Raw genomic sequence first — 21,917 nt, 5'->3', positions numbered from 1 at the left:
CTGGTGCGCGAGGGGGGAGTTGAACCCCCACGCCCTTGCGGGCACTGGAACCTGAATCCAGCGCGTCTGCCTATTCCGCCACCCGCGCATTTGGGTGTTGCCACCGTCTTCTCCCTGCTTTTCGGCGGGAGCGCCTGGCGACATCAGAAGATTAGCACGTCGCCAAGGGTGGATTCACATCCGTTTGTTTCGGGCACCGGGACGGCGAACAGAGAGAGGGGGAGGGGCCCGGACGGGAAGACCCGGACAACCGGACGAGGAGGAGGGGGCCACCACGAGACCGCAGAGGAACGAGGGGCGCGAGGCGGACGACGGGCGCGAGACGGACGGGGAGCGGGAGGCGAACGAGGGGAGCGCGCCGTCCCACCCCGCGCGCCACCCGGCGAGCGCACCACCGAAGCCCGCGCGCCACCCGGCGAGCGCACCACCGAAGCCCGCGCGCCACCCGGCGAGCGCACCACCGAAGCCCGCGCGCCATCCGAGCCCGCGCGCCACCGGGGTCGAGCGCGACCGGACCGCCGCGTACGCCGGCCCTCGTACGCCACGCTCCACGGACGCACGGGCACGACGCAGCCCCTACGGCGGCGCCGCCCCCGCGTCCGCCGCCTCCCCGGCGACCCACCGCCCCAGCCACCCACCACCCCGCCGAACCGCCCCGCCGAGCCGCCCGCCGAACCGCCTCGCGGAACAACCCCGCACGAGACCCTGCCGGACCGCCCCTGCCGGACCGACCCCGCCAGACCGACCCCACCAGAGACCCCACCAGACCGACGCCGCCAGAACGACCCCGCCGGAACGATGCCACAGAACGGACAGATGCCGCATACCCGCCGCCCCACGTCACTGCTTCACCTCGCCGGGAACGCCATCGCCCCGTACCCACTCCTCCTGGGTGTGCCCAGGGTGCGGGACACTGTCCACAGGGCGCCTCTACGATCCCTCTGGGAGATGTGAGAGGTGACACTCGTCCACAGGGCAGAGAAGGGGAACCAGCCGATTTCCCGACGCGTGGATACGATCAGTAAGCAGTACCAGGACAGCGACGACGGAGGAGGTGCCCCATGGGAGTCCTGAAGCGGTTCGAGCAGCGTCTCGAAGGTCTGGTCAACGGCACCTTCGCCAAGGTGTTCAAGTCCGAGGTCCAACCCGTCGAGATCGCGGGCGCCCTCCAGCGCGAATGCGACAACAACGCGACGATCTGGAACCGCGAGCGGACCGTCGTCCCGAACGACTTCATCGTCGAGCTGAGCACGCCGGACTACGAGCGCCTCAGCCCGTACTCGGGACAGCTCGGCGACGAGCTGTCCGGGCTCGTCCGGGACTACGCCAAGCAGCAGCGCTACACGTTCATGGGCCCCATCAAGGTCCACCTGGAGAAGGCCGACGACCTCGACACGGGCCTGTACCGGGTGCGCAGCCGCACCCTCGCGTCGAGCACGTCGCAGCCGCAGGGGCAGCCGCCCGTCGGCGGCCCCGCGCACGGCGGCCCCACGCACGGTGGCCCCCCGCAGGGCGGCGCCCGCCCCGGTGGGTACGGGTATCCGCCGGCGGCGGCCCCGCCGATGCCCGCCGCGCCGCCGCCCGGCGTGCCCGGCGGCACCGGCGCGCCCGGCTCCATGAACCGTCCCGGCTCCCCGGCGCACCGCCCGCCGGGCGCGGCGGGACAGATGTCCGGCGCATCCGTGCGCCGCTGGATCGAGATCAACGGCACCCGCCATCAGATCTCCCGCCCGACGCTCGTGCTGGGTCGCAGCACCGACGCCGACGTGCGGATCGACGACCCCGGCGTCTCCCGCCGACACTGCGAGATCCGGACCGGAACGCCCTCGACGATCCAGGATCTCGGATCCACCAACGGCATCGTGGTGGACGGGCAGCACACCACCCGCGCTACGCTCCGCGACGGCTCGCGGATCGTCGTGGGCAGCACCACCATCGTTTACCGGCAAGCCGAAGGGTGAAGCGGGGGCAATGTCAGAGCTGACCCTCACGGTCATGCGGTTGGGTTTCCTCGCCGTACTGTGGCTGTTCGTCATCGTGGCCGTTCAGGTCATCCGCAGCGACCTCTTCGGTACGCGCGTCACGCAGCGCGGATCGCGCCGCGAGGCGGCGCGGCCGCAGGCGAACGCGCGACAGAACGCGGCCCCGCCGCAGCAGCGGCAGCGGCGCGGTGCCCCGACCAAACTGGTCGTGTCCGAGGGCACCCTCACCGGCACGACGGTCGCCCTCCAGGGGCAGACCATCACGCTGGGCCGCGCCCACGACTCCACGATCGTGCTGGACGACGACTACGCCTCCAGCAGGCATGCCAGGATCTACCCGGACCGTGACGGCCAGTGGATCGTCGAGGATCTCGGGTCCACCAACGGCACGTATCTCGACCGGACCCGACTCACCACCCCGACACCCATTCCGCTGGGCGCGCCGATCCGCATCGGCAAGACCGTCATCGAGCTGCGGAAGTAGTGCTACATCATGAAGAGGCGCGAGCGGAGCGAGCGAGCCGCAGCGGTCCCCGCGGCGGACCGGGAAGGGCTCCCGACCGGAGGGTGGGCAGTGTGGCTCGAGACCGGCTGTACCCCGATCCGACGGGCGAGGTGCGCATGAGTCTGTCACTGCGCTTCGCCGCCGGGTCGCACAAGGGCATGATCCGCGAGGGCAACGAGGACTCCGGTTACGCCGGCCCGCGCCTGCTCGCGATCGCCGACGGCATGGGCGGTCAGGCCGCCGGCGAAGTCGCCTCGTCCGAGGTGATCTCCACGCTCGTGACCCTCGACGACGACGTTCCCGGCTCCGACATCCTCACCTCGCTCGGTACGGCGGTGCAGCGCGCCAACGACCAGCTCCGCATGATGGTCGAGGAGGACCCCCAGCTGGAGGGCATGGGGACCACCCTGACCGCGCTCCTGTGGACCGGTCAGCGGCTCGGTCTCGTGCATGTCGGCGACTCCCGCGCGTACCTCCTGCGGGACGGCGTCCTGACGCAGATCACCCAGGACCACACGTGGGTGCAGCGGCTCGTGGACGAGGGGCGCATCACCGAGGAGGAGGCCACCACCCACCCGCAGCGGTCGCTCCTCATGCGCGCGCTGGGCAGCGGCGACCATGTCGAGCCGGATCTGTCGATCCGCGAGGTCAGGGCCGGCGACCGGTATCTGATCTGCTCCGACGGCCTCTCCGGTGTCGTGTCCCACCAGACCATGGAGGACACGCTCGCCAGCTACCACGGCCCCCAGGAGACCGTGCAGGAGCTGATCCAGCTCGCCCTGCGCGGCGGCGGCCCCGACAACATCACCGTGATCGTCGCCGACGTCCTCGACGTCGACGGCGGTGACACCCTGGCCGGCCAGCTCAGCGACACCCCGGTCGTCGTCGGCGCGGTCGCCGAGAACCAGCAGCAGCTGAACGACGGCGGCGCCATGGAGACCCCGGCCGGCCGCGCGTCGGGCCTGGGCCGTCCGGCGTCGCACCAGCCGCCCGGCGGCGGCTTCGGCCCGCCCGGCAGCGGCGACGACATCGGCTACGGCGGGATGCCCCCGGAGGGCGCGTTCGGCGCGTACACCGACGACGACTTCGACAAGCCGCGCACGGGCCGCAGGTGGCTCAAGCGGACGTTCTACATCATCCTCGCGCTGGCCGTCATCGGCGGCGGACTGTACGGCGGCTGGCGCTGGACGCAGACGCAGTTCTACGTCGGCGCCAAGGACGGGCACGTCGCGCTGTACCGGGGCATCAGCCAGCAGCTGGCCTGGATCTCGCTGTCGAAGGTCGAGAAGGACCACCCCGACATCGAACTCAAGTACCTCCCGGACTACCAGCGCAAGCAGGTCGAGGCGACCATCGCCGGCGGCAGCCTCGGCAAGGCGCAGGCGAAGGTCAAGGAGCTGGAGGCCCAGGCGCGCGCCTGCCGCAAGCAGGAGGAGGCCCGTGAGGCGGCCGACCGGGTCAGCCCCACGCCGCCCGCCGGAGACGGCGAGACGCCCGCGAGCGGCTCGAACGAAGCCACGACCGACGGCACCGGCGCCACGACCGACACCAAGCCCGACGCAGCCGCTCCCTCTCCGGGCCCCAGCCTCTCGGAGGAGGAGCAGAAGCTGGCCTCGAACTGCGGCAAGAGTTAAGCACCCGTAGGGGGCCTTTCACCACCATGAGCGTTGTCACCAACACGACCACCATCGGCGCGATCGACCTGCCGAGCCGCCGCAACACCGAGCTGTTGCTGCTCGGCTTCGCCGTCGCCATCCCGGTCTTCGCGTATCTGAACGTCGGCCTGGCCATCGACGGCAAGGTGCCGGCCGGCATGCTCGGATACGGCATCGGCCTCGGCCTGCTGGCCGGCATCGCGCATCTGCTGGTGCGGAGGTTCGCGAAGTACGCCGACCCGCTCCTGCTGCCGATCGCGACCCTGCTCAACGGACTCGGGCTGGTGCTGATCTGGCGCCTGGACCAGTCGCCGCGAGTGATCGCGAAGTCGATGGCCCAGTTCGGCAGCTACAGCCCGGACGCGCCCAAGCAGCTCATGTACTCGGCGATCGGTGTCGCCCTGTTCCTGCTGGTGCTGCTGTTCCTCAAGGACCACCGGGTCCTGCAGCGCTACACGTACATCTCGATGGTCGCGGCGATCGTGCTGCTGCTCCTGCCACTCGTCCCCGGCCTCGGCGCGGACGTCTTCGGCGCCAAGATCTGGATCCGCGTCGGTCCGTTCTCCATCCAGCCCGGTGAGTTCGCCAAGCTGGTCCTCGCGGTCTTCTTCTCCGGCTACCTGATGGTGAAGCGGGACGCGCTGGCCCTGGCCAGCCGCCGGTTCATGGGCCTGTACCTGCCGCGCGGCCGCGACCTCGGCCCGATCCTCACCATCTGGGCGCTCAGCCTGATCATCCTGGTCTTCGAGAACGACCTGGGCACGTCGCTGCTGTTCTTCGGCATGTTCGTGATCATGCTGTACGTGGCCACCGAGCGGACCAGCTGGATCGTGATGGGTCTGCTGATGGCCGTCGGCGGCGCGGTCGTCGTCGGTTCGTTCGCCAGCCACGTGCAGTCCCGTGTCGCCGCGTGGCTCGACCCCTTCGAGTGCCTGAAGACGGCTCCCGAGGGCACCAACATGGCTTACGCCTGTGACCAGATGACCCAGGTGCTGATGTCGTTCGGCTCCGGCGGGACGCTCGGCACCGGTCTCGGCCAGGGCAACTCCGACCTCATCGGCTTCGCCGCGAACTCGGACTTCATCTTCGCCACCGTCGGCGAGGAGCTGGGCCTGGCCGGTGTCATGGCCTTCATCCTGCTCTACGGCCTGATCGTCGAGCGGGGCATCCGTACCGCGCTCGCCGCCCGCGACCCGTTCGGCAAGCTGCTCGCGATGGGCCTGTCGGGGGCGTTCGCCCTCCAGGTCTTCGTCGTCGCCGGCGGTGTGATGGGACTCATCCCGCTGACCGGTATGACCATGCCGTTCCTGGCGTACGGCGGTTCCTCCGTGATCGCCAACTGGGCGCTGATCGCGATCCTGCTCCGGATCAGCGACACCGCGCGCCGTCCCGCGCCGTCCCCCGCCCCCAACCCCGACGCCGAGATGACCCAGGTGGTCCGCCCGTGAACAAGCCCCTGCGCCATATCGCGATCTTCTGCGGCCTGCTGGTCCTCGCCCTGCTCATCCGCGACAACTGGATCCAGTACGTCAGGGCCGACGAGCTCAACTCGCACCCGCGCAACAAGCGGGTCACCATCGAGCGGTACCAGCACGTGCGCGGCGACATCATCGTGGACGGCAAGCCGATCACCGGCTCCGTCGACTCCAAGGACCCGCTCTACAAGTACAAGCGCACCTACGTCGACGGCCCCATGTGGGCGCCGGTCACGGGCTACGCGTCGCAGGCGTACGACGCCAACCAGATCGAGAAGCTCGAGGACGGCATCCTCACCGGCAACGACGACCGGCTCTTCTTCGACCGCACCCTGTCGATGTTCACCGGGGAGCAGAAGAAGGGCGGCAACGTGGTCACCACGCTCAGCGGTGCCGCGCAGAAGGCGGCCTTCGAGGGGCTCGGCGACAAGAAGGGCGCCGTCGCGGCCATCGACCCGCAGACCGGCAAGATCCTCGCGCTGGCGTCCACCCCGTCGTACGACCCGTCCACCTTCGCCGGCTACTCGGCGAAGGACGAGAAGGCATGGGTCGCGCTGGAGAAGAGCAAGGACAAGCCGAAGCTCAACCGGGCGCTGCGCGAGATCTACCCGCCCGGCTCGACGTTCAAGGTCCTCACGGCCGCCGCCGCTCTGGAGAACGGCAAGGTCACCGACATCGACGCGGCGACGGACACCCCCGATCCGTATCTGATCCCGCTGTCGACCCAGCCGATGATCAACCACGCCAAGGGTTGCGAGAACGCCACCCTGAACTACGCGATGCAGTGGTCCTGCAACTCGGTGTTCGCGAAGCTCGGTGACGAGGTCGGCCGCGACAAGATGCTGGAGATGGCCGAGAAGTTCGGCTTCAACAACGCGGAGATCGACACTCCGGTCCGGGCGGCCGGGTCCGTCTACGACAAGAACATGGACCGGGGCGGCAACGCCCTCTCCTCCATCGGCCAGTTCAACACCGCGACGACCCCGCTCCAGATGGCCATGGTCACCGCGGCGATCGCCAACGACGGCAAGCTGATGAAGCCGTACATGGTCGACCAGCTGGTCGCTCCCAACCTCGACGTGCTCCAGAAGAACGAGCCCGAGGAGATGAGCCGCCCGATGTCGCAGAAAACCGCGCAGCTCGTCCAGCGGATGATGGAGAACGTCGTCGAGAACGGCACGGGCACGAACGCCCGGATCCGCGGCGTCACCGTCGGTGGCAAGACCGGTACGGCGCAGCACGGCGAGAAGAACAAGGCCCGGCCCTACGCCTGGTTCATCTCGTACGCCAAGACCGACAGCGGCTCCCCGGTCGCCGTCGCCGTGGTCGTCGAGGACTCCAGCGCCACCCGTGACGACATCAGCGGTGGCGGTCTCGCCGCCCCGATCGCACGCGCTGTGATGAAGGCGGTACTCGACGGCAGGCAGTGACCACCGGGCCCGTGGAGTGGGCGTGTGTCTCGTGTACCGGTCGGGTATCAGGGTGGCGGTCGCGGTCTGATCAGCTTCCCGTGCCCGGTAGCGTATGCGCGAACAGCACACCGCCGGACCACACAGTCGGGTGCGGTCGGGACTGACGGAGAGGGCTGGAACAGTTATGGAAGAGCCGCGTCGCCTCGGCGGCCGGTACGAGCTGGGCTCGGTGCTCGGCCGTGGTGGCATGGCGGAGGTCTACCTCGCCCACGACACCCGGCTCGGCCGCACCGTCGCCGTGAAGACGCTGCGGGCCGACCTCGCCCGCGACCCGTCCTTCCAGGCCCGGTTCCGCCGTGAGGCCCAATCCGCCGCCTCGCTCAATCACCCGGCGATCGTCGCTGTCTACGACACCGGCGAGGACTACGTCGACAACATCTCCATCCCGTACATCGTGATGGAGTACGTCGACGGGTCCACCCTGCGTGAGCTGCTGCACTCGGGCCGCAAGCTGCTGCCCGAGCGCACCCTGGAGATGACCGTGGGCATCCTCCAGGCGCTGGAGTACTCGCACCGCGCCGGCATCGTCCACCGCGACATCAAGCCCGCCAACGTCATGCTGACCCGCACCGGTCAGGTCAAGGTCATGGACTTCGGCATCGCCCGCGCCATGGGTGACGCCGGCATGACCATGACGCAGACGGCCGCGGTGATCGGCACCGCCCAGTACCTCTCCCCCGAGCAGGCCAAGGGCGAGCAGGTGGACGCCCGCTCCGACCTGTACTCCACGGGCTGCCTGCTGTACGAGCTGCTGACCGTCCGCCCGCCGTTCGTGGGCGACTCCCCGGTCGCGGTCGCCTACCAGCACGTACGGGAGGAACCGCAGCCGCCCAGCAACTTCGACCCCGAGATCACGCCCGAGATGGACGCGATCGTGCTGAAGGCGCTCGTCAAGGACCCCGACTACCGGTACCAGTCCGCCGACGAGATGCGCGCCGACATCGAGGCGTGCCTCGACGGCCAGCCGGTCGCCGCAGCCGCCGCGATGGGCATGATGGGGGCTCCCGGCGGTTACGGCTATCCGCACAACGACCAGCCGACGACCGCGCTGCACCCGGCGGACCCGGCCGCGCAGACGTCGATGCTGCCGCCGATGAACCCGGACGACGGCGGGTACGGCTACGACGACCGGGGCGCGGGGCGGCGGCGCCAGCCGCAGAAGAAGTCCAACCTCTCCACGATCCTGCTGGCTCTGGCCGGTGTCCTGGTGCTGATCGGCGCCATCCTGATCGGCCAGGCCGTCTTCGGCGACGACGAAGGCCCCGAGACGGTGCCGGTGCCGCAGCTGGTCGGCAAGACGCTCGAACAGGCCGAGGGGCTCGCGCAGAACGCGCGCGTCAAGGTCCAGCAGGCAGGTACGGAGCGCTGTGATCAGCCCAAGGGCGCGATCTGCAGCCAGACCCCGGCCGCCGAGGCGGACGCCACCATGAACGTGGGCGACACGGTCACGGTGAAGGTCTCCGAGGGCGCCCCGAAGGTCGAGGTGCCCGACGTCACCGAGAAGTCCCAGGAGAACGCCATCAAGGCGCTGGAGGACAAGGGCTTCAAGGTCGAGGTGAAGCAGCAGGAGTCCGGCGAGAACCCGGGCACGGTGCTCTCGCAGAACCCGCCGGGCGGTTCGGAGCAGGAGAAGGGCTCCACCGTCACGATCACGGTGTCCAAGCAGGAGCAGGTGAACGTCCCGCCGGTGACCGGCAACCTGTTCGACGACGCCAAGTCCCAGCTGGAGACCCTGGAGTTCCAGGTGGCACGGCAGGACGTGGATTCGGACCAGCCGGCGGGCACGGTCATCGAACAGAACCCGAAGGGGAACGAGAAGGCCCCCAAGGGATCCCAGGTCACGCTGAAGGTCTCCAAGGGGCCGCAGGTCCAGCAGGTGGACGTGCCTCAGCTGTTCGGCCAGACCATCGCCCAGGCCCGGCAGTCGCTCGCGGCGGTGGGCCTCCAGCTCGGGGCGGTCGTGAACGGCCCGAACGACGAGAACGCCCGGGTCTCCAAGCAGGACCCCAAGCCCGGCAAGAAGGTCGACACGGGCACCCTGGTGAACGTGGAGACGTTCGGCGGGGGCGGCGGCCAGGACGGCGGCAACGGCGACGACAACGACGGCATCGGCTGGTTCGGCGGCGTCACGGGCGTCGTCTTCCGCCAGCAGTGACGCCCGGCCGACACCCGGCTGACGGTTGAGGGTTGACGGTTGACGGTTGACGCCGGTCGCGGTCGGCACCGGCCACGAAGGACGAGAGCCCCGGCTCCCCGTGAAGGGGAGCCGGGGCTCTCGCGTACGCGCCCGCCCACGTGACCCACGCACGGGCCCGCGACACCGCCCACGGCCCGTGGCAGGCCCTGGAGGGGCTCGGCGCGGGCCCCGTGGGGTTCCGGGGGCTAGCGGAGCTCCGCCGGCGGCGTACGGGCCGCGTCGACCTTCTCCGTGCGCTCCAGCTCGCCCCACACGATGTAGCGGTAGTCCGACGTGTAGATCGGCGTGCAGGTCGTGAGGGTGATGTAGCGGCCCGGCTTCGCCTTGCCCGACTCCTTGGGGACCGGCTGGAGCACGTCCACGTTGTACTTCGACGTCTCGGGGAGCGTCTTGTAGACCTTGTAGACGAACCAGGTGTCCCTGGTCTCGAAGACGATGGAGTCGCCGTTCTTCAGCTTGTGGATGTTGTGGAACTTCGCCCCGTGGCCGTCGCGGTGCGCGGCGAGCGTGAAGTTGCCCTGCTTGTCCGTCGGCAGCGCCGACTTGATCGGGTCGGTGTAGTACCCGGCGACCCCGTTGTTGAGGATGTCCGGAGCGGTGCCCTTCTTGACCAGCACCTCGCCGTTCTTCATCGCCGGTACGTGGAGGAAGCCGAGCCCGCCCTTGGTGTCGAGCGCGCCAGGGCCCGCGTCCGCCGCCCAGCGGTCGCGTACCTCGTCGCCTTCCTTGTCGGCCGCCCGGTCCGCCAGGACGTTCGTCCACCACAGCGAGTAGACGACGAAGAGGCCCATCAGTACGCCTGCGGTGATCAGCAGTTCACCGAACACACTGATGGCGCCGGCGATCCGGCTGCGCGCACGTGCCACTACACCTGTCCCGTCTTGAGATCTCAGCCCACGAGCGCGTCCGGTTTGCCCTTGCTGCGCGGCCGTTCCTCAACCATCTTGCCCCACACGATCATGCGGTAGGTACTGGTGAACTCGGGCGTGCACGTCGTCAGCGTGATGTACCGGCCCGGCGCGTCGAAGCCGGACCCGTCCGGGATGGGCTTGAGCACGGAGATGTTCGACGGCGGCGTCTGCGGCAGGATGCTCGCCATCTCGTACGTGTAGTACGTGTCCCGGGTCTCCACGACGATCGGGTCACCCGGCCGCAGCTGGTTGATGTACCGGAACGGCTCGCCGTGCGTGTTGCGGTGGCCCGCGACCGCGAAGTTGCCCTGCTTGTCGGAGGGCATCGCGGTCTTCAGCGCGCCCTCGGCGTAGTGCCCGGCCATGCCGCGGTCGAGGACCTTCTCCTTGTCGATGCCCTCGGCGATGGGCACGACGACGTCCAGCTTGGGGATGTACATGATGGCGAAGCCCTGACCCGGCTCGAACGCATCCGGCGTCCGGTCCGTCGACGCCCACTCCTCCGTGATCCGGCTCTTCGCCTTGTCGACCTCCAGGCCCGCCTGGACGTTCGTCCACCACAGCTGGTAGGTGACGAAGAGCAGCATCACGACGCCGAAGGTGATGAAGAGCTCGCCGACCACACGGCTCGCGACCACGCCGAGGCTGTCCTTGGCGGCACGGGCGGCCCGCCGGGCCTCCACGCGTGACATGGGCGCCCCGCCGGCCGCCGTCGCGCCGGTGGCGGAGGAGGCGGTGGCGGTGGCGGTTCCGGCCGCCGCGGATCCGGTCGCCGCGGTCGCCGGGCCGTGCGCGTGGGCCCCGGCACGGCGGCGGCCACGGGACTTGGCGGCCTTACGCCGCTCCGCGCGGCCCCCGGTGGGCCGCTCCGGCACGCCCGACACGGCCGACGCGTCCGGCACGCCGGACCCGCCGAGCCCCTCCGTTCCGTCCTGCTCGCTGCCGGTTATTCGCAGCGTCTCGGCGGTGGGCAGCGGCATCGTCGTGTCATGGCGGACGAACGCGGGCCGAGACCCCCCGACGCCGGGGCCCGAACCGTCCACGGGCGCGGACGGGTAGGCGTCGGGCGCGGGTCCCGGGGCGGTGGCGGACGGGTAGGCGTCGGGCGCGGGTCCCGGGGCGGTGGCGGACGGGTAGGCGTCGGGGGCCGGCTGCTCCCCGTACCACTCCTGCGCGACCGGCTGGACGGGCTCCTGCCGCATCGGCTCGGGCTCCGCCTGCGGGGGTGCCTGCGGGGGTGTCGCCGCCCGGAACCATGGCGACCCCTGTCCCGCCCCTGCGGCGTCGTGATCGTGGTCCGGGCGCACGGACGTCACGCGACGGCCTTGCCCACCACCGGCGCCAGGCCCGCCGACCGGCCGACCGCCCCGGTGTCCCCGCACTGCTCCAGCCAGTTCGCGAGCATCAGGTGCCCGTGTTCCGTGAGCACCGACTCGGGGTGGAACTGCACGCCCTCGACGGCCCGTTCACGGTGGCGGAGCCCCATGATGATGCCGTCCTCGGTCCGTGCCGTGACTTCCAGCACGTCCGGGAGGTCGGCGGGCTCGGCGGCCAGCGAGTGGTACCGGGTCGCGGTGAACGGCGACGGCAGCCCGGCGAACACGCCCCGGCCCTCGTGCAGCACCCGTGAGGTCTTGCCGTGCAGCAGCTCGGGCGCGCGGTCGACCACACCGCCGTACGCCACGGCCATCGACTGCATGCCGAGGCAGACGCCGAAGACCGGGACGCCGGTGTCGGCGCAGTGCCGCACCATGTCCACGCAGACCCCGGCCTGCTCGGGCGTACCCGGTCCCGGCGAGAGCAGGACACCGTTGAAGCCGTCCTGCGCGTGGCTCAGCTCCACCTCGTCGTTGCGCCGGACCTCGCACTCGGCGCCGAGCTGGTAGAGGTACTGGACCAGGTTGAAGACGAAGCTGTCGTAGTTGTCGACGACGAGGATGCGCGCGCTCACTGACCGTCCACCGTCACATCGTTGAACGGAAGCAGCGGCTCCGCCCAGGGGAACACGTACTGGAAGAGCACATAGACGACCGCGAGGACGAGCGCGAGCGAAATGAACGCCCGCACCCACGCGTTGCCCGGCAGATGCCGCCAGATCCAGCCGTACATGACGTCTGCTGGTCCTTCCCGTCCGATGTGCCTTCGATACGGCAACCAGAGTACGGGGCGATGCCCTCGGGGTGGGTCACCTGTGGAAAGCCGGCGGCTTGCCCTGGGTCACAGCGCGCGTGGACTCCAGTCGGGCCCAGGCGACGAGCCGGTGGCTGCTGCCCCACTCGGGGTCGCAGGTGGTGAGGGTCAGATAGCGGCCGGGCCGGCCGAACCCGGACTTCTCCGGGACAGGGTCGACCACTCCGGTGTCGGTGGGCACGGTCCGGTACGGCTCGGCGGTGACGCGGTACGTGAACCAGGTCGTCCCGTCGTTGAGGATCACCGCGTCGCCGGATCGCAGCCGGGGGAAGTCCTTGAACGGGTCGCCGTACGTGCGGCGGTGGCCCGCGACGGCGAAGTTGCCGGTGGCGCCGAGCGGGGCGGTGCGCGCGTAGTGGCCGAGGCCCTTCCTGAGGGTGGCGGCGGCCGTCCCCTCCAGCACGGGCCAGTCCCAGTCGGCGCCGAACCGGGGGACGTACATCACGGCGAACGGTCGCCCGTCCCGGTACGGCTCCGGCGCCCCGTTGCCCGGGGCGGGGGTGGGTGTGGGGGCGGGGGTGGGGTCGGGGGCAGAGGACGAGGCCGGGGCGGGGGCCGGGGCCTGGGACCGCGTCCAGCGCTCCTGGAGGGCGGTGATCTGGTCGCCGGCCGCGCTCTGGGCCGTCACGCCGGTCCAGAACACGACGTACACGACGAAGAGCACGATGCCCGCGCCCACCGTCAGACAGAGTTCGCTGAGGATCCTGACGACCAGCCGCACGGGACCTCCCGCCACCGCCCCCGATCGGGTGCTCACCGGGCGACGGCGGGCGGGATCAGGGGGTCATGGATTCACAGGGTTCGCGTAGTGGAGATCCACTGTGCCCGAGTAGCCCGGCAGAGTCACCGCGTCGTGCTCGTCCACTTTCCAGCCGAGCCCGTACGCCTTCACGTACAGCTGGTAGTTCTGGATCGCGGGCGCGTCGGTGAGGGCCCGCCTGAGCCTGTCGGTGTCGCCGACGGCCGTGACCTTGTACGGCGGGGAGTAGACACGGCCCTGGAGGATCAGGGTGTTGCCGACGCAGCGCACCGCGCTGGTGGAGATCAGCCGCTGGTCCATGACCCGGATGCCCTTGGCGCCGCCCTCCCACAGGGCGTTCACCACGGCCTGGAGGTCCTGCTGGTGGATGACCAGGTCGTTGGCCTGCGGCTCGGGGTAGCCGGGCGCGGCCCGGGCGTTCGGCGGGGCGTCGTTCAGGGTGACGGTGAGGCCCTCGCCGGCCACCTCGGTGGTGCCCGCGGCCTTCTCCAGGGCGCCGAGCTCCTCGTCCTCGGCCCGGGTGGAGCCGTCGTCGCGCCGGGCGAGCGCGCCGACCTCGTCCCGTACGGCGGACGTGACCTCCTCCAGCTGGGCGTTCTTGTGGCTGCGCTCCTGGATGAGGTCGGAGAGCTTCAGCAGGGAGTCGTCCGTACGGATGTTGGTGCCCTTGGCCGTGTTGAAGCTGGTGACGAAGATCAGGCCCGCGAGTGCGAAGACGGCACCGGTGAGCAGCCGGGCCGGCCACCCTTTTCCGTGCCGGACCGGCTCTGCGGGAGAGTCGCCGGAATTGCTCAACGTACCCTTATCTCCTTCGACGCCGCGGAAGCACTACGCTAACGGACGCCCGGGCGAGGCGGTGGTCCCCCTCGTTCTCAGCCCCGGTACCAGCCACAGTTCCCTGCGCGGTAACGCAGCGCATCGACAGGAGAGTCCCTCGTGCCGAAGTCACGTATCCGCAAGAAGTCCGACTTCACGCCGCCGCCGGCCGCCAAGCAGGCGACCGCGATCAAGCTGACCAACCGCAGCTGGGTCGCTCCCGTGATGCTCGCCCTGTTCGCCATCGGGCTGGCCTGGATCGTCGTCTTCTACGTCACGGACGGCACGCTGCCCGTGAAGTCGCTGCGCAACTGGAACATCGTCGTGGGCTTCGGCTTCATCGCGGGCGGCTTCGGCGTTTCCACGCAGTGGAAGTGACGCGCCGCGGTGACCTGCGGCGCGTCACGGTGGAACGCGCCGCCGCGGCATCGACATGGTGCGCGTAGAGCCGGGACGACCCTCCGGTCAAGCCCTGCCCTAAGGTTATCCACAGCGTTGTGCACAGCCGTGGAAAAGGTCAGACGATCTGTGGATAACTTGCATCGTGTTGACGCCGATGTGACTGCGGCCGTGCACCGACGTCCTCGGGCCCGCCTCGTGTCCTCACCGGAAAAGCCCAGGTCAGCGACGAGGGGCACAGGTGTTCCCCACGCGGCGCACCGGAAGCGCCACCTACTGTGGACAACTTTGGGGAAATCAGCGCTCACGTGAGCGCCAGGGTCCTCAGAATCACGGTCACCACGGTGAGCAGCAGCACGAGCCCACAGGTTCCCCACTGCGTCAGTGCCCGGCGGTCGCGCGGTGCGTGGACCATGCCGTACGCGATGACCGCACCGGCGATGAGACCGCCGATGTGCGCCTGCCAGGCGATGCCCTCCCACAGGAACGTCAGCGCCAGGTTCAGCACCAGCAGGGCGACGACCGGCCGCAGATCCTGGTTGAGTCGGCGCATCAGCACCACGGTGGCGCCCAGCAGCCCGAACACCGCGCCGGACGCGCCCAGCGAGCCCTGCGCGGCCGGGGCGATCAGATAGGTGAAGGCGCTGCCCGCGAGGCCCGACAGCAGGTACAGCGCCACGTACCGCGCCCGGCCGAGCGCCGCCTCCAGCGGGCCGCCCAGCCACCACACGCCCAGCATGTTGAAGGCGATGTGCCAGACCTGCTCGTGCAGGAACACCGACGTGACCAGCCGGTACAGCTCGCCCGCCGCCACGCCTTCCGTCGGGACGTACGGCACGCCCGGCGGGAAGAGGCTCGCCGGCGGCCAGGCGCCGACCAGCGCCAGATCACTCACGAACCGGTCCCGGTCGGTGAGCACGAGCACGAACACCAGCGCGTTGAGCGCGATGATGATCTTGGTGATCAGCTGGGGGTCACCGGCGGTGATCGCACCGCCCGCGATCGTCCTCGGCCGTGAGGCGTTCGCCGCCGCGCGGCCCCCGGAGCCGGACCCGCCCCGTACACACTCCGGGCACTGGAATCCGACGGAGGCCTCCACCATGCAGTCCGGGCAGATCGGCCGCTCGCAGCGCGTGCAGCGGATACCGGTCTCCACCCCGGGGTGGCGGTAGCAGCTCGACAGCCCGTTCGGCGCCTGCTCCTGCTCCATGGGGATCCCCTCGTCGTCGTGCGTACCAACGCCCCGTCCATCCTTACGGACGGACGGGGCGGAAAGGTTCCCTTCGGGGATCTTTCGCAGACCCTGCCGGGTTCCTGGGCGGGCCCGCCCAGCGAGCGCGGCCCGTGGGCTCAGCCCTCGCGGGACTCGATCTGCACGGACTCGATGACCACGTCCTCGACCGGGCGGTCGGTGCGCGGGTTGGTCCGGGCGCCGGCGATCGCGTCCACGACGGCCGTGCTGGCCTTGCCGACGACCTCACCGAAGATGGTGTGCTTGCCGGTCAGCCAGGTGGTCGGCGCGACCGTGATGAAGAACTGCGAGCCGTTGGTGCCCGGGCCCGCGTTCGCCATGGCCAGCAGGTACGGCTTGCTGAACGACAGGTCCGGGTGGAACTCGTCACCGAACTCGTAGCCCGGGCCGCCGGTGCCGTTGCCCAGCGGGTCACCGCCCTGGATCATGAAGCCGCTGATGACCCGGTGGAAGACGGTGCCGTCGTAGAGCCGGTCGGTGGAGCGCTTGCCGGTGGCCGGGTGCGTCCACTCCCGCTCGCCGCTGGCGAGTTCGACGAAGTTCTTGACCGTCTTCGGGGCGTGGTTCGGCAGAAGCCGGATCTCGATGTCGCCCTTGTTGGTCTTGAGGGTGGCGTAAAGCTGCTCGGCCACGATGTGCCTTCCTGAAGTCTGCTCTGACGTCCACCGATCCTCGCACGGATGGCCCTGCCGGAGGCAAAGGAGGGCGGGCCGCGAGCACCGCGTTGCCCCGGATGCCGCTCCGCGCATGCCGACCCGGAGGCCCGGGGGCATGATTTCGAAAAGGGCGGAAAGGCGAAATAACGACCGCCACCGATGAGGAGGATTCCCGTGACCCGCAAGGACAGCGTGCGCGCCGCGACCGCCACGGCGAAGGACAATGTGCGGCACGCCGCCGAAGTGGTGGCGCCGTACGCCGAAACGGCAAGGGACGCGGCCGTGCACTACGCGCACGAGGCACGCGTCAGGGTCGCGCCGACGGTCGCGAAGGCCGCGCATCAGGCCCGTTGCCAGTACGACGCGTACGTCGCACCCCACGTGCCGCCCAAGGTCGACGATGCCGCGCATCGCGCCATGGTGCGGACCCGCAAGGCCGCCCAGCAGGCCGCGGAGTACACCGCGCCCCGGATGGAGCACGCCATGGCCGTGGCCCAGCCCGTACGGCAGGAGGCCATGGCCCGTTCGGCCGCCGCTGTCGCCGCGCTGCGCGGTCAGGTGACGGCGAAGGACATCGAGAAGATCGTCAGGAAGCACGAGCGCCGCGCCAACGCCGGACGCGCCGCCAAGGGCCTGGCGGTCCTGGGTGTGCTGTTCGGCGGTGCCGTGGCCGTCTGGAAGTGGTGGGACAAGCAGGCCAACCCCGACTGGCTGGTCGAGCCGCCTGCCCCCACGGAGGTTTCCGACGCCGCCCCGCTGGCCTCGGTGGACGGCAGCGGTCCCGGTTCGCTCGACGCCGAGGTCGAGGCGAGGGACCTGGAGACGGAAGCCAGGCCGGAAGCCGAGTCCGAGGGCTCGGAGCGCCGCGACGAGCGTTAGAGCGCAGGCGGCACAGGTCTGCGGCCCGGAGGGTCTGCGGCTGGAGGACGGACGTACGCGGCCCGGGAGGGTCTGCGGTCGCGACGTTCGGCCGGAGGCTGCGGTCGGCGAGGGTCGGCCGGAGGCCGCGGTCGGCGAGGGTCTGCGGTCGGCGAGGGTCGGCCGGAGGCCGCGGTCGGCGAGGTCTGCGGTCGGCGAGGGTCGGCCGGAGGCCGCGGTCGGCGAGGTCTGCGTCCGGAGGCGGGCTACGCCGCGAGCGCCAGGGCGCCGATGGCGGCGGGCTCCCGGTCGGCCGGGGTGTCCACGGGTGCGGCGAGGGTCGGCATGTGGCGCACGGAGGGTGAGGCGCCGTGCGCCTCCGCCCGGATGCGCTGCTTGATCGTGGGCGGCAGGGCCCGTTCCCGTACGGCCCCGCCGACCGCCTGCGCGGTCTGCACCACCCGCAGCGCCTGACCCGCCCGTACCGCCGCCGACGGCGCCTGCGACGGCGTGCGCGAAGCCGTCTTCGGGGCCGTCTTCGGAGCCGTCCTCGTGGCCGTCTTCGGCAGGGCCAGCGCCCGCAGGAACGCGAACACGACAGACACGACAGAGACGAATGCGGTCCAGAACTGCGTGACCTTCACGGCGGCCATGGCCCCTCGCTTTCGGTACGGGTCATCTGAGGCGATCTGCATACCTTCCTCATGATGTGTACGCATCTCGGGATCCCCGGGAGCGACGCCGCGTCCGCGCAGATCTTCAGATGAACACCACCCGTCCGGAGCAACAAAAGAGGCGCCCCACCCTGATCATCAGGTCGAAGCCCCTCGGTCCCACCGTGGCGCCGGCCGCGCCGGTCCCGCGTACGGATCCCGCGTACGGGTCCCGGTGTCACGCGGCGGTGCCGTCGGTCTCCATGGTCATACGCGCCACGTGAAGCGCCAGGTAGGAGACCTCGTCCTCGCTCAGCTGCTGCCCCAGCCGCAGCTCGACGATCGTCGCCAGCTTCTGCGCGGTGTGGGTCGCCTCCGGGTAGTGCTGGCGGATGCCCTTGCCGATCGTGGACTCATGGCCCTTCAGCTGCCGGTGCTGCTGGATCCGCACGAACAGGTAGCGCACGTGGGTGATGAACCGCGCCGCGCTCACGGAATCCTGGGAGACGTCCAGCCCGTACTGCTCCGCCACGACGGTGAGCATCTGCTGGATGACGCCGGTCATCGTGTACGTGAAGGACAGGTCACCCGAGGCGAAGCCCGCGTTGACCAGGTGCAGGGCGAGCGCGATCGCTTCGGAGTCGTCCAGCCGCGGGTCCACGCGCTCGTTGATGGCCGCCAGCAGGCGCTGCGCCTGGGCGTACTCGGCGGCGTAGAGGGTCTGGGTCTCCGCGCGCAGCGGGTACTCGACGACGATGCCTCGGGCAGCCCGGTCCATCGCGCCCGCGACATGGTCGGCGATGGCGATGGCCAGGGTGGGGCGGGTGGACTCGCGCCCTTCGATACCGACCTCGTCGAGGGCGATCACGACGGCCCGCAGGACCTCTTCGCCGATGAGGGCGAGGGCCTCGGCCAGATGGTCGGGATCGCGGCCATCGGCCGGGACGAAGACGCGCACGATCAGGGCGGGGTCGATGGGCTTGCCCTGGCGGGAGCTGAAGCCGATGCCACGCCCGGTGAGGATGACCTCCTGGCCCTTCTCGTCACGCGCGAGGACCACGTTGTTGTTGAGGATGCGAAGCGCCTCCACCGGTCCTCCTTCCCGTCCGGGGTCCGATTCCTCTCAGATGATCCCGTATCGCCCGCCGTCCGTGCCAGCCTCGCCGTGACCGATACGACCCCGTGACCGAGGTGGCCCCGTGACCGATACGGCCCCTGGCCGAGGTGGCCCAGTGACCGAGGTGGCCCGTGACCGAGGCGGCCACCGTGACCGATACGACCCGTGACCGATACGGCCCGTGACCGAGGCGGGCCCCGTGACCGAGGCGGGAGGCGCGCACCCCGCGAAGGGTGCGCGCCGGACCGATGCGGACCTTACCGCCGTACGGTCACCACGGGTTCGCCGACGGCGACTTCCCGCCCGGTGTGCGGCTCGACCGAGGCGAGTTCCGCGGTGTTGGTGACGGTCATGAGCGTGACGGTCGGGTGCTCCGCGGCGCGCACGGCGTCGAGGTCGACCTCCACGAGCAGGTCGCCGGCGGAGACCCGCTGGCCTGACTGGACGCGCACGTCGAAGCCCTCGCCCTTCATCTGCACCGTGTCGATGCCGACGTGGATGAGCACCTCGATGCCGTCCACGGTGCGGATGCCGAAGGCGTGGCCGGTGTCGACGACGGTGACCAGCTCTCCGTCGACCGGTGAGACGACGTGACCGTCGGCCGGCTCGATGCCCACGCCCTCGCCGAGCGCGCGGGAGGCGAAGACCGGGTCCCCGACCTCGTCGAGGCCGACCACACGGCCGGCGACCGGCGCCGCGAGCTGGACGCCGGGTCCGGAAGCGGCGGCACCGGCGGCGGAGCCCGGCTCCGTGACGGACACGCCGGCGGCGGCATCGGCGGCACCGGCCGCCACGGCTCCGACGGCGACGAGCTCACGCTCACCGGCAGCGGCGGCGCCGACGGTGACGAGCTCACGCTCACCGGCCGGTGCGCCGTCGCCACGCTCGGCGGCCTCGGCCGCGTCACGCTGGGCGTTGAACTCGGAGCGCTCCTCCGCGGTGCGGAAGTCGGAGAAGTACACGAGCGCCATCGCGGTGACGAAGGCCGCCGCGATCGCGATGACGTAGACGATCATCGGGTCGAAGACCGGGATGGTCAGCAGAGAGGTGAAGGCGAAGGCGTTGGTGTCCACACCGCCGAGGACACCCACGATCACGCCGCCCACGAGGCAGCCCACGAGCATGCGCGGGTAGATCCGCTTGAAGCGCAGGTGGATGCCGTACAGCGAGGGCTCGGAGATGCCGCCGAACAGGCCCGCCGCCAGGGCGCCGGTGGCGGTCTGGCGCATCTCCTTCTCGCGGTGGCGCATCGAGAGCAGCAGCACACCGGCGGTGGCGCCGAAGCAGGCGAAGTTCCACGCGCCCATCGGGCCCTGGATGAAGTCGTAGCCGAGGGTGTTGATGTTCTGCAGCATGAGCGCGTTCAGCGGCCAGTGCAGGCCCAGCGGCACCAGGAACGGGTACAGCAGCGGAATGATGATCGCGAAGACGATCGGCGCGTTGTTGTTCAGCCAGGACAGACCCTCGCCGAGGCCGTTGCCGGCCCAGATGCCCAGCGGGCCGATGAGGAAGGCGGTCACCGGGATCATGATCAGCATGCTGAAGAACGGCACGAAGACCATGTGCACGCTCTCGGGGAAGATCCGCTGCAGGTTCTTGTAGACCACGGCGAGCAGGGCGACCATCAGCAGAGGTACGAAGACCTGGCCACCGTAGTCATTGAGCTGCATCGACATACCGAAGACGTGTGCCACGGACTCCGTGGTGCCCAGCGTCTCATTGGTCGTCGTGGTGACCCCGGGGATCTTGGAGTTGATCATGCCCGTGAAGTTCGGTGTCATCACCGCGGCCATCACGGCGGCGCCCACCCACGGGTCGACCTTCAGCTTCTTGGCCGCGTTGTACGCGACGAAGATCGGCAGGAAGTACAGCACCGAGCGCCACATGGCGTCGACGAACACCCAGGTGGCGGACTTGTCCGCAGCCCGGAAGTCGACCACTCCGAGGGCGTCGAGTACGGAGGCGATCGCGATGATCAGCGAGGAGCCGAGCAGCACGCCCATGAGCGGGCGGAACGAGTCGGAGAGGTACTCGAAGAAGTTGTCGAGCCAGGCGAAGCGGCCGCGTCCCTTGGCCCGGATCGAGGCCTTGACCTCGGCGTCCGACTTCGGCCGCGCCGTACCGCCGCCGCTCATCGACGGCAGGTTCATGATCTCCGCGTAGAGCCGCGCGACGGCTCCGCCGACGACGATCTGGAAGCGATCGCCGGACTGCGGCACGGTGCCCATGACGCCGTCGAGGGCGTCGAGCGCGGCCTGGTCGACCTTCGCCCCGTCATGGAGCTGAAAGCGCAGCCGCGTCGCGCAGTGCGTGAGGCTCTCGATGTTCTCGGGGCCGCCGACGCCACGGAGGATCTGCTCCGCCAGCGCGTCTGGCCCCGGTGCGGTTCTACTCATGATGCTTCCTCGCATCCTCGGGTTCTCGCCGTCTTGCATGGGTCCGCGATCTCTCCCGCCCGCTCCGGGCAACAAAAAAGGCCCGGGGAGCGCCGAACGGCGCTACCCAGGCCTTGCCTCGCCTCACGACGACGGTGACGCCGTCGGGGGAGTAACAACCCTGTGATTGGGATCAATCGGGCGTCACTGTAGCACCGCGAAAGGTCCTGTCGGAGGTGCCCCAGGTCCCCGCCGTCTCTGGCCCCGCTGGACGCCACCTCCGGGACCACCGGCCCTCCCGGCCCCCCCTGCGGCCTGACCCGACGGAGACCACCACGCCCACTGCCTTGCTCGTGCGAATTCTCGGACGTCCATGCCCCGCTATGCCCCGGACAACCGCCAGACCCATCACCTCTGCCGCTCTCGCGAAAGCAAATCCGCATGAGGCGTGGTCACGGCGTCAGAGGGTCGAGTGGAGGAGCGGAGGCCGCAGCGAGCCCCGCGACCCCGGACCACCCCGGACCGCCACAGACCGCCACAGACCGCCACGGGGCACCACGGGCCATCGGGGAGACCCACGGGCCGTCGCGGGCCGTCGCGGGGCCACCACAGGCCCGCGTCGGCTTCTCCCTGCCGGCACATCA

The 21,917-nt window shown here is 70.3% G+C and carries 19 protein-coding genes and 1 tRNA gene; 8 read left to right on the top strand and 12 right to left on the bottom strand.

Translation table 11 applies throughout. The features are described 5' to 3' along the window. Position 1 precedes the first annotated feature (1 nt). A tRNA-Leu gene (locus ACGF5U_RS14225) sits at positions 2–88 on the bottom strand. Positions 89–1,061: 973 nt separating this feature from the next. Here ACGF5U_RS14225 and ACGF5U_RS14220 point away from each other — a divergent pair. The 6 genes from ACGF5U_RS14220 to pknB all read left to right on the top strand — a co-directional run bounded on the left by ACGF5U_RS14220 (position 1,062) and on the right by pknB (position 9,244). After that, positions 1,062–1,961, top strand: coding sequence for an FhaA domain-containing protein (locus ACGF5U_RS14220; RefSeq protein ID WP_392710476.1), 900 nt, complete (start codon positions 1,062–1,064; stop codon positions 1,959–1,961). A 10-nt stretch (positions 1,962–1,971) separates the two neighbouring features. Continuing rightward, positions 1,972–2,466 carry an FHA domain-containing protein gene (locus tag ACGF5U_RS14215; RefSeq protein WP_392710475.1) on the top strand — a complete coding sequence of 165 codons (495 nt, stop codon included), beginning with the start codon at positions 1,972–1,974 and terminating at the stop codon, positions 2,464–2,466. A gap of 137 nt (positions 2,467–2,603) precedes the next feature. Further along, complete coding sequence (locus ACGF5U_RS14210; protein WP_392710474.1) at positions 2,604–4,121, top strand: Stp1/IreP family PP2C-type Ser/Thr phosphatase; 1,518 nt, start codon at positions 2,604–2,606, stop codon at positions 4,119–4,121. A 26-nt stretch (positions 4,122–4,147) separates the two neighbouring features. Beyond that, complete coding sequence (locus ACGF5U_RS14205) at positions 4,148–5,590, top strand: FtsW/RodA/SpoVE family cell cycle protein (protein ID WP_392710473.1); 1,443 nt, start codon at positions 4,148–4,150, stop codon at positions 5,588–5,590. Continuing rightward, a complete protein-coding gene (locus tag ACGF5U_RS14200; RefSeq protein WP_392710472.1) occupies positions 5,587–7,047 on the top strand; it encodes a peptidoglycan D,D-transpeptidase FtsI family protein in 1,461 nt (486 codons plus the stop codon). The genes ACGF5U_RS14205 and ACGF5U_RS14200 overlap by 4 nt, the downstream gene beginning before the upstream one ends. A 166-nt stretch (positions 7,048–7,213) precedes the next feature. Then, positions 7,214–9,244 (top strand): Stk1 family PASTA domain-containing Ser/Thr kinase, encoded by a 2,031-nt coding sequence (gene pknB, locus ACGF5U_RS14195; RefSeq protein WP_392710471.1) that lies wholly within the window; start codon positions 7,214–7,216, stop codon positions 9,242–9,244. A gap of 227 nt (positions 9,245–9,471) precedes the next feature. Here the strand turns inward: pknB and ACGF5U_RS14190 are convergent, their stop codons facing one another. The 6 genes from ACGF5U_RS14190 to ACGF5U_RS14165 form a co-directional block, all read right to left on the bottom strand. Next, positions 9,472–10,152 carry a class E sortase gene (locus tag ACGF5U_RS14190; RefSeq protein ID WP_392710470.1) on the bottom strand — a complete coding sequence of 227 codons (681 nt, stop codon included), beginning with the start codon at positions 10,150–10,152 and terminating at the stop codon, positions 9,472–9,474. Between the two features lie 23 nt (positions 10,153–10,175). Beyond that, positions 10,176–11,513 carry a class E sortase gene (locus ACGF5U_RS14185; protein ID WP_392710469.1) on the bottom strand — a complete coding sequence of 446 codons (1,338 nt, stop codon included), beginning with the start codon at positions 11,511–11,513 and terminating at the stop codon, positions 10,176–10,178. Then, on the bottom strand, positions 11,510–12,148 hold the full coding sequence (locus ACGF5U_RS14180) for an aminodeoxychorismate/anthranilate synthase component II (RefSeq protein WP_392710467.1): 639 nt from the start codon (positions 12,146–12,148) through the stop codon (positions 11,510–11,512). The genes ACGF5U_RS14185 and ACGF5U_RS14180 overlap by 4 nt, the downstream gene beginning before the upstream one ends. Further along, positions 12,145–12,306 (bottom strand): hypothetical protein, encoded by a 162-nt coding sequence (locus tag ACGF5U_RS14175; RefSeq protein ID WP_392710466.1) that lies wholly within the window; start codon positions 12,304–12,306, stop codon positions 12,145–12,147. The genes ACGF5U_RS14180 and ACGF5U_RS14175 overlap by 4 nt, the downstream gene beginning before the upstream one ends. A 76-nt stretch (positions 12,307–12,382) precedes the next feature. Further along, a complete protein-coding gene (locus ACGF5U_RS14170; protein WP_392818383.1) occupies positions 12,383–13,144 on the bottom strand; it encodes a class E sortase in 762 nt (253 codons plus the stop codon). A 27-nt stretch (positions 13,145–13,171) separates the two neighbouring features. Beyond that, complete coding sequence (locus ACGF5U_RS14165; RefSeq protein ID WP_392710463.1) at positions 13,172–13,942, bottom strand: DUF881 domain-containing protein; 771 nt, start codon at positions 13,940–13,942, stop codon at positions 13,172–13,174. A gap of 141 nt (positions 13,943–14,083) precedes the next feature. Between ACGF5U_RS14165 and crgA the strand changes: the two genes are divergently transcribed. Then, entirely contained in the window at positions 14,084–14,341 is a 258-nt protein-coding gene (crgA, locus tag ACGF5U_RS14160; protein WP_392710461.1) for a cell division protein CrgA, read from the top strand. A 325-nt stretch (positions 14,342–14,666) separates the two neighbouring features. Here crgA and ACGF5U_RS14155 read toward each other — a convergent pair whose 3' ends face one another. Next, positions 14,667–15,572 carry a rhomboid family intramembrane serine protease gene (locus tag ACGF5U_RS14155; RefSeq protein WP_392710460.1) on the bottom strand — a complete coding sequence of 302 codons (906 nt, stop codon included), beginning with the start codon at positions 15,570–15,572 and terminating at the stop codon, positions 14,667–14,669. A 140-nt stretch (positions 15,573–15,712) separates the two neighbouring features. Continuing rightward, positions 15,713–16,246 carry a peptidylprolyl isomerase gene (locus tag ACGF5U_RS14150; protein ID WP_392710459.1) on the bottom strand — a complete coding sequence of 178 codons (534 nt, stop codon included), beginning with the start codon at positions 16,244–16,246 and terminating at the stop codon, positions 15,713–15,715. A gap of 198 nt (positions 16,247–16,444) precedes the next feature. Between ACGF5U_RS14150 and ACGF5U_RS14145 the strand changes: the two genes are divergently transcribed. Next, positions 16,445–17,149 (top strand): DUF5324 family protein, encoded by a 705-nt coding sequence (locus ACGF5U_RS14145; protein WP_392710458.1) that lies wholly within the window; start codon positions 16,445–16,447, stop codon positions 17,147–17,149. 245 nt (positions 17,150–17,394) lie between these two features. On the opposite strand, the gene ACGF5U_RS14140 is transcribed toward ACGF5U_RS14145, so the two are convergent. From ACGF5U_RS14140 to ACGF5U_RS14130, 3 genes are all read right to left on the bottom strand, one after another. After that, on the bottom strand, positions 17,395–17,781 hold the full coding sequence (locus ACGF5U_RS14140) for a DUF6344 domain-containing protein (protein WP_392710457.1): 387 nt from the start codon (positions 17,779–17,781) through the stop codon (positions 17,395–17,397). Between the two features lie 238 nt (positions 17,782–18,019). Continuing rightward, positions 18,020–18,871 (bottom strand): PRD domain-containing protein, encoded by an 852-nt coding sequence (locus ACGF5U_RS14135; protein WP_392710456.1) that lies wholly within the window; start codon positions 18,869–18,871, stop codon positions 18,020–18,022. Positions 18,872–19,155: 284 nt separating this feature from the next. Further along, on the bottom strand, positions 19,156–21,294 hold the full coding sequence (locus ACGF5U_RS14130; protein ID WP_392710455.1) for a glucose PTS transporter subunit IIA: 2,139 nt from the start codon (positions 21,292–21,294) through the stop codon (positions 19,156–19,158). Positions 21,295–21,917 lie beyond the last annotated feature (623 nt).

This window comes from Streptomyces sp. NPDC047886, assembly GCF_043204435.1.
Lineage (GTDB): Bacteria > Actinomycetota > Actinomycetes > Streptomycetales > Streptomycetaceae > Streptomyces.
This window is presented reverse-complemented; position numbering and strand designations above follow the sequence as displayed.